General features: G+C 43.6%; 9 protein-coding genes and 2 pseudogenes. 7 read left to right on the forward strand and 4 right to left on the reverse strand.

The window, feature by feature from the left end; genetic code table 11:
• The first annotated feature begins 364 nt into the window (after positions 1 to 364).
• The 5 genes and pseudogenes from EO124_RS05540 (at position 365) to EO124_RS05555 (ending at position 10,274) form a co-directional block, all read left to right on the forward strand.
• Positions 365 to 3,595 carry an ESPR-type extended signal peptide-containing protein gene (locus tag EO124_RS05540; RefSeq protein ID WP_127058749.1) on the forward strand — a complete coding sequence of 1,077 codons (3,231 nt, stop codon included), beginning with the start codon at positions 365 to 367 and terminating at the stop codon, positions 3,593 to 3,595.
• A gap of 659 nt (positions 3,596 to 4,254) precedes the next feature.
• Positions 4,255 to 5,184 (forward strand): annotated as a pseudogene (locus tag EO124_RS05545) (hypothetical protein); the annotation flags it as partial.
• 78 nt (positions 5,185 to 5,262) lie between these two features.
• Positions 5,263 to 5,364, forward strand: a pseudogene (locus EO124_RS10475) (hypothetical protein); the annotation flags it as partial.
• A gap of 118 nt (positions 5,365 to 5,482) precedes the next feature.
• Entirely contained in the window at positions 5,483 to 7,765 is a 2,283-nt protein-coding gene (locus EO124_RS05550; protein ID WP_127058698.1) for a YadA-like family protein, read from the forward strand.
• A 340-nt stretch (positions 7,766 to 8,105) separates the two neighbouring features.
• Complete coding sequence (locus EO124_RS05555; RefSeq protein ID WP_127058699.1) at positions 8,106 to 10,274, forward strand: YadA-like family protein; 2,169 nt, start codon at positions 8,106 to 8,108, stop codon at positions 10,272 to 10,274.
• A gap of 182 nt (positions 10,275 to 10,456) precedes the next feature.
• Here EO124_RS05555 and EO124_RS05560 read toward each other — a convergent pair whose 3' ends face one another.
• Positions 10,457 to 11,341, reverse strand: a complete 885-nt coding sequence (locus tag EO124_RS05560; RefSeq protein ID WP_127058700.1) for a LysR family transcriptional regulator — start codon at positions 11,339 to 11,341, stop codon at positions 10,457 to 10,459.
• Between the two features lie 205 nt (positions 11,342 to 11,546).
• Here EO124_RS05560 and EO124_RS05565 point away from each other — a divergent pair, with 205 nt between their 5' ends.
• Together EO124_RS05565 and EO124_RS05570 are read left to right on the forward strand one after the other, a co-directional pair.
• Entirely contained in the window at positions 11,547 to 12,029 is a 483-nt protein-coding gene (locus EO124_RS05565) for a flavodoxin (RefSeq protein ID WP_127058701.1), read from the forward strand.
• Between the two features lie 122 nt (positions 12,030 to 12,151).
• Positions 12,152 to 13,138, forward strand: a complete 987-nt coding sequence (locus EO124_RS05570) for a carboxymuconolactone decarboxylase family protein (protein ID WP_127058702.1) — start codon at positions 12,152 to 12,154, stop codon at positions 13,136 to 13,138.
• Positions 13,139 to 13,220: 82 nt separating this feature from the next.
• On the opposite strand, the gene EO124_RS05575 is transcribed toward EO124_RS05570, so the two are convergent.
• From EO124_RS05575 to ispE, 3 genes are all read right to left on the reverse strand, one after another.
• Complete coding sequence (locus EO124_RS05575) at positions 13,221 to 14,723, reverse strand: DASS family sodium-coupled anion symporter (protein ID WP_127058703.1); 1,503 nt, start codon at positions 14,721 to 14,723, stop codon at positions 13,221 to 13,223.
• A 546-nt stretch (positions 14,724 to 15,269) separates the two neighbouring features.
• The gene (locus EO124_RS05580; protein WP_021841633.1) at positions 15,270 to 15,959 is read right to left on the reverse strand and encodes a GntR family transcriptional regulator; all 690 of its coding nucleotides are present in this window, start codon (positions 15,957 to 15,959) and stop codon (positions 15,270 to 15,272) included.
• Positions 15,959 to 16,843, reverse strand: a complete 885-nt coding sequence (gene ispE / locus EO124_RS05585) for a 4-(cytidine 5'-diphospho)-2-C-methyl-D-erythritol kinase (RefSeq protein WP_127058704.1) — start codon at positions 16,841 to 16,843, stop codon at positions 15,959 to 15,961. The genes EO124_RS05580 and ispE overlap by 1 nt, the downstream gene beginning before the upstream one ends.
• Positions 16,844 to 16,976: the final 133 nt, after the last annotated feature.

Raw genomic sequence — 16,976 nt, forward strand, 5'->3', positions numbered from 1 at the left:
AGCCTGGCCTTGTGCATTTACTACTTCACCAAGTACACCGATTGCTGCCGTATTCGTTTCAACCTGAGTTTTAATTGATTGACATGATTATTGAATGAATTATATAATACACTTTAATAGAAAAAGAAATCTAATTATTTAAATATAAACATATAATTTTAGTATGAAAATTATATGTTTATATTTTCAAATTTAGTGAAAAAATTTTTAAAAAATTATATTTTAAATTTGTAATAAAAAAGTGGTTGGGTGATTTTTGTATTAAATTTTATGAATAACTCGTCGTGTTTTTGTTTATTGGTAATGGATAAATCTTGTGAAATGGGAGAAGTTTGCAAGATAAAGAAGTTTGGAGGCGTGCTGAATGAATAAGATTTTTAAAATCGTTTGGAGTAAAACAAAGGGATGCTATGTTGTGGCTTCGGAGTTTGCTAAATCTCACCAAGGTGGTGTAACGCGTGCATCGCGCAAGGCTGTAGCGGCTCTATTATTGAGTAGTATGGTGTTAATGCAGCATTCTGTATACGCAAGTTATATCACCGCTGATAAGGGTTTTATGGATGGAGATAACTCCGTAGGATTTGATACTGGTAATGTAGGTTCGTATCGTTTATTATTACGTGGTATTAACGGGATTACTACAACATTGACAACATATAATAGTTCTGCTGCAGATGGTGTTGGTAACGGTAATGCTACGACGAGTTCAAATAAACAAGTATTAACTATCGGTTTAAGTACGGAATCTCAAGAGAAATTGAATCAAGCGGCGTCTTCTGCAGCATCGTCGGCGGCAAGTGCAGAAAGCTCTGCATCGAGTGCAACTGTGGCTGATAGCAGTGCATCTAGTGCTGTTTCTAGTGCAAGTGATGCTGAAGATAGTGCAAGTAGCGCGGAATCTAGTGCTAGCTCTGCTGCATCAAGTGCAGAAAGTTCTGCATCGAGTGCCACTGCTGCTGATAGTAGTGCGTCAAGTGCATCATCAAGTGCAACAGCAGCAGATAGCAGTGCATCAAGTGCATCATCAAGTGCAACAGCCGCCGGTAGCAGTGCGTCAAGTGCATCATCCAGTGCCGCAGCAGCAGATAGCAGTGCATCCAGCGCCTCATCAAGTGCTACGGCAGCTGATAGTAGTGCATCCAGTGCATCATCAAGTGCAACAGCGGCTGATAGCAGTGCATCTAGTGCATCATCAAGTGCAACAGCAGCAGATAGAAGTGCATCAAGAGCATCGTCGAGTGCGACCTTAGCTGATAGCAGTGCCAGCAGTGCCGCGTCTAGTGCTGCGGCTGCCGATAGTAGTGCAAGCAGTGCCGCATCGAGTGCGACATCCGCAGATAGCAGTGCGTCTAGTGCCGCTTCAAGTGCAACAGCAGCCGATAGTAGTGCCAGCAGTGCCGCGGCGAGTGCGACAACGGCTAATAGTAGTGCTTCTAGTGCATCATCTAGTGCTACGGCTGCCGATAGTAGTGCAAGTAGTGCGGCCTCTAGTGCAACGGCTGCTAATAACAGTGCAAGCAGTGCGGCATCCAGTGCCGATGCATCGGAGGGGTGGGCTAAACAGGCAGCTAGCAGTGCAGTAAGCGCAGCGACAAGTGCAGAAGCATCTTCAACGAGTGCATCCTCATCCTTATCTAGTGCTATTGTTTCTGAAGAATGGGCCAAACAATCTGCATCCAGTGCAAACAGTGCGGCCTCTAGTGCGATGGCTGCAGATAGTAGTGCAAGTAGTGCGGCCTCTAGTGCAACAGCAGCCAATAGCAGTGCAAGCAGTGCCGCATCGAGTGCAACATCCGCTGATAGTAGTGCCAGCAGTGCGGCCTCTAGTGCAACAGCAGCCGATAGTAGTGCAAGTAGTGCCGCATCTAGTGCAACAGCAGCCGATAGCAGTGCCAGCAGTGCGGCATCGAGCGCAACAGCAGCTGATAGCAGTGCCTCTAGTGCGGCATCGAGTGCAACATCCGCTGACAGTAGTGCGTCCAGTGCATCAACGAGTGCGTCTAGCGCTGCGTCTAGTGCAACAGTAGCATCTACTAGTGCATCTAATGCGGCCTCTAGCGCGACTGAAGCCTCAACAAGTGCAAGTAGTGCCGCGTCTAGTGCCACTGAAGCCTTTACGAGTGCGTCCAGTGCCACTTCTAGTGCTAGCTCCGCATCAACAAGTGCGTCCAGCGCAGAATCCAGTGCCACCGAAGCATCCACAAGTGCAAGCAGTTCAAAATCTAGCGCAACTGAAGCCTCTACAAGCGCCTCTAGTGCCGCATCGAGTGCTACTGAAGCTTCTACAAGTGCCTCTAGCGCCGCCTCTAGTGCTAGCTCCGCATCAACAAGTGCGTCTAGTGCTGAATCTAGTGCAACAGTAGCCTCCACCGGCGCCTCTAGCGCCGCCTCTAGTGCTACTTCTGCCTCAACAAGTGCAAGTAGTGCAGCATCGAGTGCCACGGAAGCTTCTACGAGTGCGTCCAGTGCTGCGTCTAGTGCTACTTCTGCATCAACAAGTGCATCTAATGCTGAATCCAGTGCAACAGTAGCATCTACTAGCGCATCTAATGCGGCCTCTAGTGCAACTGAAGCTTCTACGAGTGCATCTAGTGCAGCGTCGAGTGCAACAGCAGCCGATAGTAGTGCAAGTAGTGCAGCGTCGAGTGCAACCGCCGCTGATAGCAGTGCAAGCAGTGCCGCATCGAGTGCAACGTCCGCTGATAGTAGTGCATCGAGTGCAGAGTCTAGTGCGACCGCCGCAGATAGCAGTGCACAAATAGCAGTTGATGCAGCGTCCACGGCAACAAGTGCGGCTTCTACCGCCAATAGTATTTTAGATACATTAAATCAGGGTGGTATTGCCGGCGGCACAATTGATGGTGAAGGTGCATTAGCAACCGGTAAAAATTCACAAGCAATTGGTGATTATACTTCAGCTTATGGAACCAATGCTGCAGCTACTGCTGATAATGCAACGGCTATAGGTGCTAACTCTCAAGCAACTGCTGAAAATTCGGTAGCTTTAGGTGCCAATTCTGTGGCTTCTGAAGCAAATACTGTATCTATTGGTTCGGCGGGTAATGAACGTCGTTTAACCAATGTGGCCGATGGTGTTAATGATACGGATGCTGTAAACGTACGTCAATTGAATGAGGTATCTAATAAGGTTGGCGAAGTACAAAGTGAAGTTAAAAATGTTGGGGCATTAAGTGCCGCATTGAGTGGTTTAAAACCAATTCAATATGATCCGGCAGAACCAACTCAGATTATGGCAGCTCTTGGTACTTATCGCGGCCATAATGCAATGGCATTAGGTGTTGCTCATTATGTAAATGATTCGACCATGTTTAATGCAGGTCTTGCTTATGGCAGTGATGATTCTAAAGTGATGGCAAATGCCGGTGTGACATGGAAATTTGGTACGTCCTCACAAAAAGAAGCTGCAGCAAATCAGCAATTGGCTGGTAAGGAAGCGCAACAGCGGATTAATCAATTGACAGCGGCTAATCAGGCACAGGCTACGCAGATTCAGAATCAGCAAGCTGAATTAACTGCTCAGAACGATCGCATTGCTAAATTGGAAGCTTTGGTACAGCAGTTAGTTCAAAAATAATTTTCCTATACTATATTAATAGTTTTAACTAAGAGAACTTAAGAGAGATATAATTCAAGTTAAAATAGAAAAATATTTCTCTAAGTCCTCTGTAGAAGGACAACTAAATAACACTAAAGAACTCGCTTAAAAGCCATGACTAGTGGTTTGCAAATATGCATGAAAATTGTTTATTTCTAACCTCAGTCATGGCTTTTTTGTATTCTTAAACAATTCGTGTAAAAATAATGCTAAAATGATATAAATTTATTTACTAAATGGCAAAAATATATTGAGAGTAAGATGAAAGTCATAGTGGCAAAAAACACAGATTTCATATAGATAGATTTAAATATTAAGATATATAGCTAAATGATAATGAACTGAAAAAGTGATTAAAAAAACAATAAGTGGCATTAAAATGGAAAAATAGAGAATGAAATTCCTATTGTGGAGATAGGATTAATGTGATATTATGAATTGGCAATGAAACGAAAAATATCGATTTAGAAAGTTCGAGCTTTATGATGGAATTGTAATTAAAGTTTAGATAGTCCTTCATAAGTTTTTTTGATTGTTTGAGTTTATTTATTGAAAAATAGAACGAAATTATTATTCGAGTGAGTAAGGAGAAAAAAATAATGAAAAAAAGATTAAGTGTGGGTAAACGTTTAGCGGTAATGGGAACAGTACTTGCTGTAACAGGTACTTTCTGGGGTGGACAATCTGTGTTGGCTGCAACTAATACAGAAGGTACCGGATTAGGTGTAGCAATTGGTCAAGGATCGGCTGCTTCGGTGGCCAATGCTGTGGCTGTAGGTCAGAATGCATCTGCTCCGGGTGGGTCGGCAACCGCTGTTGGCTCCGGATCTCAAGCAACAGGTGGTTTTGCTACTGCTATTGGCAACTCTGCTGCGGCAACTGATACTTACGCAACAGCCTTAGGCTATAAAGCGACCAGTGCGGGGTCCTCTGTATCAATTGGTAGTGAATCGAAGTCTAATCAGATTGGTGGTGTTGCATTAGGTGCAGGTGCTAGTACTACTGCAACAAATACACAAACTATGAGAATGGCTGTTGCTATTGGTTATTCAGCGGCTGCTAGTAATGCTAAAGCAATTGCGCTTGGGGCTCAATCTGTAGCTTCTGGTAATGAAGGTGTAGCCCTTGGCGGTAGTGCTACTGCATCCGGTAATCTTGCTGTGGCAGCTGGTGGTGGAGCAAAAGCAACTGGTTATAAAGCAATATCTCTAGGTAATTTAGCTAACGCTAGTGCCGAGAGCGCTACAGCATTTGGCTACCAGTCAAAGGCTCAGTCCAAGAATAGCATTGCGATAGGTGAAACTGCCACAGCCGGTACTACTGCTACTAATACCACTATGGCTATAGCTGTTGGTTATAAAGCTACAGCTACTAATAATGAAGCAATTGCGATTGGTCAAAGCGCCACTGTTAGCGGTAATAAAGGTGTAGCTGTTGGTGGCGGTTCAAGTGTGACCGGTAACCTTTCTGCAGCACTTGGCGCTAATTCCGCTGTTAGTGTGATGAACGGTACTGCTGTTGGTAATGGTGCTAATGTTTCTTTGGCGAATTCCGTGGCGTTAGGTTCCGGTTCGGTAGCAGAATCCAGAACAAGCTTTAATACAGCCGCTTATTTATCCGGTGAAAGTTTTAAAGCTACACAAGGTGTTGTATCTGTAGGTAGTTCTACTAATACACGTCGTATCGTAAACGTAGCCGGTGGTTATGATGATACTGATGCCGTTAACGTTGCACAGTTAAAAGCCGCTGTAAGTAGATAAAGGTACGGGAGACGGTTTATCTGTAGGTGGATCGGCAGTAACCGGTTCTGCTAATGCGGTTGCAATTAGTCCTAACCATGAGAGAAATATCTTTGCTGCAAGAGCTTTGGCCGGTTCTTCGACAGCTGTTGGTAGTTACACACTTGCAGATCAAGCTTTTGCTACGGCTTTAGGCGCTAGTGCTAAAGCGCAAGGAAATTCTTCACTCTCGCTTGGCTATGCTGCTAATAGTTCAGGTACAAGAGCGGTTGCATTAGGCTCTATGTCTAATGCTGCTGGTGATGACTCTTTTGCTATGGGGAATAAAGCTTTTGCAAATAGAAAATTAAGCATGGCTATGGGTCAGAATGCATTAGCCAACGGCACGCAATCTACGGTAATTGGTGTAAGTGGTGAGACTGCAGTAGGTGCACATAACGCTATCGCAATGGGGTATAAATCCTATGTAGGTGCCATTAATGCTGATCATCCTTCTGTAGTTGCGACAACTAATACAGGAACAACTGATCCAATTGATAATAAAACATCTGTAAGTCCTATTGATGGTACCGTGAATTATGAACTTAGTGAAGACTACTATCCTGTTACGACTAATGATAGAACTTCCACTGATCCTGAAAAAATTTATGAAAACTCTATTGCTCTTGGCATGGGGGCGAAATCTTATGGTTTCCAAACATTGGCTATCGGTGGTGTTGCCGAAGCACATGATTCTAATACAATTGCAGTAGGTCTTGCTGCTATTGCACAAGGTCACTACTCTGTAGCTATGGGTCAACAGGCTCGTACATCCTCCAATAATGCCTTGGCGATTGGTCATTATGCAGAATCCCATGGTGAAGAGTCTACCGCTATCGGTTACTTCTCCCGAGTTGCCGGTGCGAATAATATTGCCTTAGGTAATAACACTCGTTTACAAGGCGTTAACAATTCCGTGGCTCTTGGTTCAAGTGCACGTGCTCAGCTTAACAACTCTGTAGCTATCGGTCATAACTCGGCAGTCCTTCCGGATTTGTCTTTAAACGAAGCAGCTTACTTGACTGGTGAAGACTATGATTTAAGCCATGGTGCCGTATCCGTAGGTAACATTCAATACACGGTAACTGCCGGCAATACAAGCACTACATACCTTGCGAATACTCGTCGTATCATGAATGTAGCCGGTGGTTTCTTAGATACTGATGCGGTTAACGTGGCACAGTTGAAAGCGGCTCTTGCAGATATCAACATTCAGGCAGCTGACGGTATTACTGTAAACCGTGAAGGTAACAAATTCACTATCGGTTTAAATGTTGAAGGTGTAGAAAATCCTTCCAATACTGTAATTATTAAACCAAGTGAAACTGCCACTGAAAACCCAACAAATCCTACAGAACCTACTGAGCCTACTGATCCTACAACTCCAGCTGAATCTGCGAACCCAAGCTATCCTAACTCCGGCAATCCGGTACAAATCGGCGTAGATATTAAACCAATCGCTGTAGGTGGCGATAGAGGTAATGCTAATGTTACCCCAGGTGCTGCATTCAATGTAGTTGGTGGTGACAATATTACTACAACTGCGAGCGAAGTAACTGTTAACGGAACTACAGTTCCTAAATTAGAGGTAGCTCTTAACAAAGACTTAACCGGTTTAAACAGCGTATCTACTAATGGTTTAACTATTAAAGGTGCTGACGGTAAAGATACTGTTGTTATCAAAGGTGATAACATTAGCATGGGCAACAATATCATTCATGATGTGAAAGCCGGTGTGAAAGATAACGATGCTGTTAACGTAAGTCAGCTTCGTCAAGAAATTCAAGGTGAAACTCGTGTATCTGCTGATGGTGCGTTCATTAAGAAAGACAACACGGTAGCTCAGAACATTACTGCTTTGGACAACCAAGTACAGGCTAACAGCGAAAGCATTAGCTCCATCAATGATAGCATCACCAACCTCAACGGTGGTGTATCCAACTTGAGCAACCAAGTAAGCAAATTAGACAATCGTCTTGATCGTGTAGGTGCCGGTGCCGCCGCGTTGGCAGCCTTGCATCCACAGGATTTCGATCCAAGTGCAAAATGGGACTTCGCAGCCGGTTACGGTAACTACAAAGGTGCTAATGCGGTAGCGTTAGGTGCGTTCTATCGTCCGTCTAACGACGTAATGTTCTCCGTTGGTACCAGCATGGGTGGCGGTGAAAACATGTTCAACGCCGGTGTAAGCATTAAATTCGGTAGCAGCAATGAGTACTCCAACTACTCCAAATCTGCTTTGGCACAAGTTGTTTCCGACCAGGCTTCTACAATTGAAAACTTGAATAGCCGTGTGGCAAAACAGGAACAAGAAAACCAAGAATTGCGTGCACAGATTCAAGAAATCTTGAACCAGTTGGCTAGCAAATAATAATTAAATAATACATTTACATCTTTCGTGTAAATAAAATAAAAAAGACTGATTAAGGCAAGGATTATTGCCTTAGTCAGTCTTTTTTGGAATACAGAATTTATTATTTTGAGATTATATTAACCAAAAATAGCATTATATATGATATATAATGTCAAAAAATATTGTTAAAATTAAATTGATATGATATTCTGAAAACAGGATGAATTCAAAAAAATCGATTTATGGTTTGCGGATTCAAAAAGCATCAAAATCTAATAAGCAGTTCATAATTTGTTGTTCGTTTTATTTATTGGCAATTGGTATTTAAATTGTTATTTAGACGAGTAGGGGGAAGATTATGAAAAAGATTTTTGGCAGAAGAAAACGTTTAATCGTAATGGGAACTATCTTTGCTATTATGGGGAGTTTGTTTAGTACTAATACGGTGTGGGCGGCTTTAAATGATGCCGGAACAGGAAATGGTGTAGCCTTTGGTACTGGCTCTAAGGCTCCCGGCGGTAATTCTATTGCTATAGGCTTTAATGCTAATACAATTGAAGGGAAAGCCTCTAATATCGCTATTGGTTCTAGCGCATCTGCTAAAGAGGCGTTTGCAATTGCAATAGGTAGTAGTTCGTCGGCTTCAGGCAACCGAGCAACAGCATTAGGCCCTACCGCGCAATCTGCAGGAGAAAGAGCTGTTGCTATAGGTGCTGAAGCTAAAGCTGATGCTAAAAACTCGCTAGCGGCTGGAAATAATGCTCGGGCTTGGCTAGAAGGAGGTGTGGCGATTGGTTACAAAGCAACGGCATTTGGGAAAGAGGCTGTAGCTTATGGATCCTCTGCTGGGTCGTACGGGGAGCAGTCTGTGGCTTTAGGCGTTTCAACCCAGGCTTTAGTAAAGCAATCTGTTGCGTTAGGGGCGGGATCTGAAGCAAGAACTGAAACGTCAATTGCTATTGGTGCTACCTCATTGATACACGGGCAAGCCGGCATCGGAATGGGAAGAAATACTAAAGTAATAGCAGGTGGTCAGAACTCTATTGCCATAGGCAATCAATCATATGTGGGTGCTCCGGACTCAACAACACCAACTATCACAACCCCACCGGAAAATCAGAATTATGATGTAGATTATACCATTAGCGAACGATATGAAGTTCCTCCGGAAAGTGATGCGGTGCCGGCAAATGCTAATGAAACTTATAAGAATTCAATAGCTTTAGGTTTTAACGCTAAATCTTTCGGATTCCAAACAACGGCTATTGGCTCCGGCTCGGAGGCTCATGATGCGAACACAATTGCCATGGGGATTGCTGCTGTGGCAAAAGGTAACTATTCTGTAGCCATTGGTCAGCAAGCTCATACCGGTTTTGCAAACTCAGTGGCAATCGGTCACTACACTGAGGCGTATGGTGAAGAATCAACTGCTATAGGATATCATTCGCATATCAGTGGTGTGAATAACGTAGCGTTGGGGAACTATGTGAGTTTATTAGGTGTTTCTGATTCTGTAGCGGTCGGTTCTCATACGCGCTCATTATTGAATAACTCGGTAGTATTAGGCAATGGCTCATTGGCTACACCAAGCGCTGATTTTGATAAAGCCGCCTATCTATCCGGTGAAGCGTTTGATAAAAAACAGGGTGTTGTATCAGTCGGTAATGTAGCTTATACAGCAACAATCAATGGTGTGCCGGAGGACTTTGAGGCTAATACGCGTCGGATTGTAAATGTGGCTGGCGGTTACGCCGATACGGATGCAGTTAACGTAAGACAGTTGCGCGCTTTGGCAGAACGTGTAGTACCTGTTTATTCCGGCGGTTCCGGTGAGTCCGGCAGTTATGTTGCAGGTAATACTATTAACAGTACCGGAACACTTAGTACGTTAGCCTTTGATTTTGGTGACGGCTTAAAAGCGGCCGAAGTAGGGGCAGAAGGGGATAAACGAGTATTCGTAAGTGTGGACTCTGATTATATTCAAAATGTTCCTAATGCTGCCGGCGTAACGATTGCAGATGGTCCAACAGTTACTAAAGAATTAGTGGATGTAAATGGTCAACAGATTCATAGTGTGGCTGATGGTACAGCCGTCAATGATGCGGTGAATTTAGGACAGTTGCGTGGTGTAGAGTCGAAACTGGATAAGAAAATTGAAAAAACAGGGGCGATGAGTGCAGCATTAGCGGCACTTAACGGCACTTATGACTTAGATAATAAGAGCACAGCGATTACAGCCGGTTTAGGTTATTATAAAGGTGAATCTGCACTAGCTCTCGGTGTGGCTCATCGCATTAATGATGATGTGCGTGTTAATGCCGGTTTATCTTTTAGCGGTAATAGTGATACCATGATTAATGCCGGTGTATCTTGGTCGGTAGGCAGTGGTGCCAGCACAAGTTCCAATATTCGAAAAGAAAACCAAGAATTGCGTGACCGCTTGGCTAATCAAGAAAGTCGTTTACAGGCTCAACAAGCCGAAATTAATGAATTGAAAGCTGCTATGCAGGCTGTTTTGAATAAGTAAGATTTAAGGTTCTTAAATTTTTATGTATTAATTCCTTTTAAGGATAATGCTTAATATTAAGTATAAGTATTAGATACTATATATTATATGTTATATGCTAAATCCTAACCTGATGCTCCCTAGAGGAAACTAGTCAGGGTAAAAAAACACTCCCAATCCGTTTGGATTGGGAGTGCTTTTGCTTATTCCGTACTAAAGAATTTTTTCAACTCGTCTAAAAATCGTGTCACTGTTGGCGAGAATAATCGGTGCGACGGGGTTACGAGATACCATTTATTCTCGAGGGTGGGCACGATGGGACGATAGGTAAGGGTAGGATGATGCGGCGGTAATAGGCCGCTCAAGGTAACCGCGTAACCCAAGCCTTGATCGACGAGGAACAGCATATTATTGATTAAATTATAGGTGGCCACAATGTTCAGGTTGGAACGGCTGGTGCCAAACAGTTCATAATCGACCGGATTGGCGAAGCCCTGGCGGGATAGAATCAAGGGCAACTCTTTCAGTTCTTCTTTTTGAAGTTCGGTTTTTTGAGTCAGTGAATCGTCCTGGCGCATAAGGAGAACGCTTTTATCGCTGCGACCGATGTAAAAGTAATCGTAGCCTTCACGGAAGTTAGGCTCTACCACGAGGCCGATGTCTAATAAGCCCTTATCCAGTCTGTCCATAACAACGGTGTGGTCGCCGGAATATAGGTGCAGGTGAATTTGCGGATATATTTCTTGTAAGTTCTTGAAGCACTGAGTGATATCTTTCATGTGATGGGTTTCGCCGCAACCAAAGTAGATATTGCCGTTTAAGAGTTCCGTGTCCTCTTTTAAAGCACCTTCCGTAGCGCTCACTAAATCAATGATTTCGCGTGCCCGTTGCTGTAGGTAACGCCCCTCTTCGGTGAGTGTTATTTTACGTTTGCCGCGGATAAAGAGAATTTTGCCCAGTTGATCTTCTAAGTCCTTCATCTGCTTGGATAAGGTGGACTGAGTAATATGGAGAGTTTCTGCCGCTTTACTGATAGTTTCTTCTTGCGCGATAGTTAAAAAATAGACTAGCAAACGTGTTTCTATCATGAGGTGCTCCTTTCAGCGAAGTTTTCATACTTTTTAAAAATGTTCAATATATGCACCTTTATTTTACCATTCCTAAAAACGATAGTAAACAAGTGCTAATAACTGTTAGTCATAAAAGTGAAAGTGGGTTACAATGTAAACAGCTCAAGAAGAGAGCGTATGAGAATAAAAAAGAAAGATATACATTGAGAAGGAGAGGATATATATGAGTAAATCGTTAGTGGCTTACTTCAGTGTAACCGGCACAACCAAGCAGGTCGCACAAAACTTGGCACAAGCAATCAATGCGGATTTATATGAAATTAAACCGGAAGTTGCTTATACGACAGCCGACTTGAATTGGACGAATAAGCAGAGCCGTTCATCGGTAGAGATGGCGGATATGTCATCTCGTCCGGCCATTCAAAAGGACTTGCCTGCTATGAGATATTCTGTTTTATATGTAGGTTTTCCAATCTGGTGGTATCGGGCGCCATCGATTATTAATACATTTTTAGAAAGCTTTGATTTAACAGATGTAGTGGTTATTCCGTTTGCTACGTCCGGCGGCAGTGCTATGGGTAAAACCAATGAAGCTTTGAGCCCATCCTGTGTGGGTGCCGTATTAAAAGAAGGCCGTCGTTTTTCAGTAAATACATCAAAAGATGAATTGAAACAGTGGTCCGAATCGTATAATTTAGGCAATTAAAAAGTGTTATAAACGAGATGATAGCTAGAGGGGTAAAACATTTGAAACGTATAATGCGAATTAGTAAAATGGCAGTTTTGGGATTGCTTTGCATGAGTTTACAAGTAGGAGGAATGAACGTAATGGCAGAAAATACACAAGAATTATCCAATAAAGAGATGCAATTAGTAAGTATCAGTAAGTATACGGCAACCGGTGATCAGGCAAAATTGAAAGACGCTGTTAATGAAGCGTTAAACAAAGGCGTGACAGTTAATGAAGTCAAGGACGCGATGGTACAGTTATATGCTTATACCGGTTTTCCAAGAAGCTTGAATGCACTTAATGTGTTGATGAATACAGTGAACGAACGCCGTGATAATGGCGTGGCAACTGAAGAAGGCAAGGCGGCTACTAAAACAATTTTAGGAGCTGACGCTATGGCGGAAGGGACTAAGACACAAACTGAATTAGTTGGCGGTGAAGTAAAAGGTGCACTCTTTGATTTTGCACCGGCGTCCAATCAGTATTTGAAGAGTCACTTGTTCGGCGATATTTTTGCCTCCGATGTGTTGAACTGGCGTGAACGTGAAATCGTAACAGTAGCTGCTTTAGAAGCCCTTTCTGATGTGGATTCGCAATTGAACGCACATCGCGGCATTGCTAAACACAATGGCGTGACTGATGCACAGCTTAAAGCAATTTCTGAGGCTGTTCATGATGAAAATAATGTATCACCGTTCCCAGCCGGTGCTTTTAATGAAGGCTATGCTCAATATTTCAGCGGCAAAAGCTGGTTGGCACCGTTAAATAGCGAAGAAGTAGGCATCCACAATGTAACCTTTGAACCGGGCAGTCGTAATGATTGGCATGTTCATCATGGGGCCGGTCAGATTCTCGTCGTAGTTGGTGGTAAAGGTTGGTACCAAGAAGCCGGTAAACCGGCACAAGCTTTAGCGGCCGGCGATGTGGTATATATTGCACCGGAAATTAAACATTGGCACGGAGCTACGGCTGACAGCTATTTCTCCCATTTGGCCATGACCGTACAAAAAGAAGGTATATCCGTTACTTGGATGGAACCTGTTTCTGAGGCGGAATATAACGAATTAAAGTGGACACATAAATAAGCATAAAACCCCGCTCCGAAATTTCGAAGCGGGGTTTTGTCTTTTCTATGCAATTAATTGAGCTTGATTTCTATATCTGGTTTTATACGAAACCAATCCAATGCCAGTAAGTGGCTGCGTAAATAAGTAACATAACGTAGCCGATGATGGTAATCGGAATACCGGTTTTCATGAAGGTTTTTACTTCATAGGTGCCGGAACTATAGGATACCATGCCTTGCGGTGAGTTAACCGGCAAGATGAAACCGAAGCAGATGGAGAACTGCGCAATTACCGTGAGGCCAATTGGGTTGATGCCCGGCATATTAACTGCCGTTACGATGGAGATTACAATCGGAATCATGGCCGAAGATAAAGCGGTGGCCGAAGCGAAACCTAAGTGAATCATAATCAAGAAGAGCGTAATTGTTGCCAAAAGAGCGAATATGGACAATGTTTCAAGGGCGAACATGTGAATGAACGCGTTGGCGAGCCACGTAGCGGCTTTTGTTTTCAAAAGTGCCGAACCAAGACTGATGCCGGCGCCGAACATAACGATAGAACCCCAATCGATACGGCTTTGAGCATATTTCCAGTCGATAATACCGATACCCGGCATTAAGAATAAGGCAATCGCTACGATAGTTGTGGTGGTCGTATCGTATTTGTGTAAATGACCGCCCGTAGCCCAGAAGCCGAGCAAGATAACGGAAAGCGTAAGTAATTTTTTTTCGTTAAAAGTCATCGGACCGAGGTTTTGCAGATGTTGCTGCAATTCTTTTTGAGAGCCTTCCAAATCGTGTTCATCCGGCTTTAAGAGCCACATAGACAAGAAGTAGTAGATTACAATCATGACCAAGGAGTAAGGTGCCGCAGCGAGCAACCAATCAAGCCAGGATACGGAGGTATTGAGCTGGGACGAAATGAAGCCGACGGCAACCAAGTTTTGGGCGGCTGCAGTCTGTACCATGATGTTCCAGAGCGTATCCGCTTGGGTGGCCCCGATAACGAGGAGGGCGGCGAGCTTACTTTGACGATTGATGCCCAAGCTGTCCAAAATACCAAGGATAATCGGAATCAAACAGGCTAGACGGGCTGTCGCACTCGGTACGAAGAAGGACAAGATAAAACCGGTGAAAATAACGCCGATGTAAATGTGACTCGTTTTAGTACCGATACGGGATAATACATTCAAGGCGATGCGTCGGTCAAGACCGGTTTTTGTCATGGCCACGGAAATGAACATGGCTGCCGCAACTAAAGCCCAAGCCGGTGTGGAATAACCGGAAATGGCAATTTTTAGCGCATTACTGGTGCCGAGAATTTTAGTCGGAGCATCGATATTAGGTGCCGTCCCCAATAAAACCGCTGTCAAAGCTGTTAACATGGTGGCACTTACCGGATAGGATACGGCACTGCTGATCCAAAGTACAATGGCGAAGAACAAGATGCCAATCATGCGGTGTCCGGCTGTGGATAAGTCGCTCGGCGTCGGTAGCAATAAAATACCGATTAATACAGCAAAACTGAGAATAAGACCGATTAATTTGCTTTTTGGATAACTCGAAGTTGGTGGCGTTGCCGCCGGAGTTGTCTGTGTACTCATGATTCATCATCTCCTTTTGGGAAGAGTTTATTCATATTAATAATAAACTCTGACGATAAACATTAATGAAGAAAAATAATAAAGTCGAAAATAATGACAAATTACTCATAAAATAAGTGTCGCAAAACAAATCGGTCGGATGTTTTGCGAAGGATTTAGAGCAATTAAGAACTCTCTTTTTTCTGTTGTAAAACAACACAATGTTCAGTAAATACACATTGTGTTGTTACTATAAGATTTCGACAATACGGTGGGAATTCCTTCATCGAATTGTTTAAATTTAATCGAAAATACACGAAATGTAAAAAACCTCCTATAACAGGAGGTTTTTTATTATAGTCTTTTGTTAATAAAAGCTAGTGGCTTATTATATGCGTATGTCGAATAAAAAGTTAATAATTGATTATAAATAATAAGCGGAAATAATAGAAAATTTACGGGTAATTAACTGTTATTGACTACTAAAGTGTAGTTAATAAGCTTTAATTATGTGAGTTAGACTGCATACTGCATATCTCATTATGAATACACGCTTCGTCAAAAAAATTATTGCTTATCGATGTTCATTCCTTTTAATAAGGCTTGTTCGGAATGCTCCATATGGATGCGGGCAATTTCACGGGCTTGCGCCGGATTGCGATCGGCAATGGCTTCAACGAGCAGGCGATGCTCTTCCCAGGTTTTTACCAAACGCCCCGGTTGATTCATCGACATGGTACGGAAACGCAAGGTTTGTTCGCGTAAGTTGTGGATGATTTCCACGAGACGTTCGTTACGAGATGCTTTATAGAGTACTTCGTGGAAGTTAATGTCCGCTTCAACCACTTTGTCCATATTTTTTTCTTCCATAAAGGTACCGATTTCGACGAGCATGCGTTCTAAAAACTCGATCTCATCCGGTGTGATGCGTTCCGCTGCTAATTGGGCTGCCAATTCTTCGAGGGCGGAGCGGATTTCGAATACTTGTGTTACGTCTTTTAACGAAATGTCGGCTACATAGGTGCCGCGATGGGGAATCATAACCACAAAGCCTTCCAATTCCAGCTTACGGATGGCTTCGCGCACCGGTGTACGGCTTACCCCTAATTCTTCGGCCAAAGGCACTTCCATTAATCGCTCGCCCGGTTTGAAAACACCGTCGCGAATGGCTTGACGCAAGGTTTCACATACAACTTCACGAAGCGGTTTGTAAGAGTTTAATACGATTGGTTGTAAACGTCCTAGATCTTTGTTCATTAAGCTAAAGCCTCCTTGCCGTGGGTTTTAGTAATTAAGGAAAGCCAATTATGGCCGGCCGCTTTGATTTCTTCTTGCAACGTCAGTGCTTCGCGAGCCGCATCGAGATAAACGACCATGGTAGGACCGCTGCCGGTCATGATAGTGGTATAACCGCGGTCAGTGAAAAATTTCTTGCAACTTTCGAGTTCCGGATGAAGCGGGAAAATTAATTCTTCAAAGGTATTGCCGCTGACCTTCATAGCCTCTTTAATGTCGCCGTCGTGAATGGCTTTTTCGACGGCATCGATAGTTTGGCTGTTAAATTGCGATTCGTTGTTAAAACGACTATAAGCCGCCGCGGTGGATATGGATAATTCCGGTTTTACCACGAGGAGCCAATGAGGCCGGCCGGTCGGCAAGTAGCTCAGTTCTTCACCGCGTCCTTTACCACGCGCTGTGCCGCCCTTCATAAGGAACGGTACATCAGAACCGAGACCGTTAGCGAGGGTCATGAGTTCGTCGTCGGTAAGGCGCAAGTCCCAGAATTTATTAAGCCCCAAGAGCATGGCGGCTGCATCGGAACTGCCACCGCCAAGTCCCGCTGCGGGCGGAACTCGTTTTAATAAGTGAATGGCACCGCCCATAGTGCAACCCGTATAGGTTTGTACGGCTCGTAAAGCTTTGAGGGCCAAGTTTGTTTCGTCGTAGGCCATCATGTCGTTCATGTACTGCGGTAATTCCGGCGCGGAACCGGAGAAAACGACCGAATGATGTTTGGCAAAATAAATGGAGTCCCCCAAATAGATGGACTGAAAAATAGTATCGATATTGTGATACCCGTCATCGCGCTTATTGAGAATAGCTAAACCGATGTTAATTTTGCTGAAGCTCAGTTGCTCCATGGATATCCTCCTTTGTGTGATGAATGGATAGATTACTCGCTTTCATAGGTTAATTATCTAGTTGAAATTATAAGTTGGTTAGGTTAAGATGAACATAGATATATTATACCTTAATAGCTTCTATATTTAACTA

Origin of the sequence: Veillonella ratti (assembly GCF_003992115.1) — a bacterium.
GTDB lineage: Bacteria > Bacillota > Negativicutes > Veillonellales > Veillonellaceae > Veillonella_A > Veillonella_A ratti.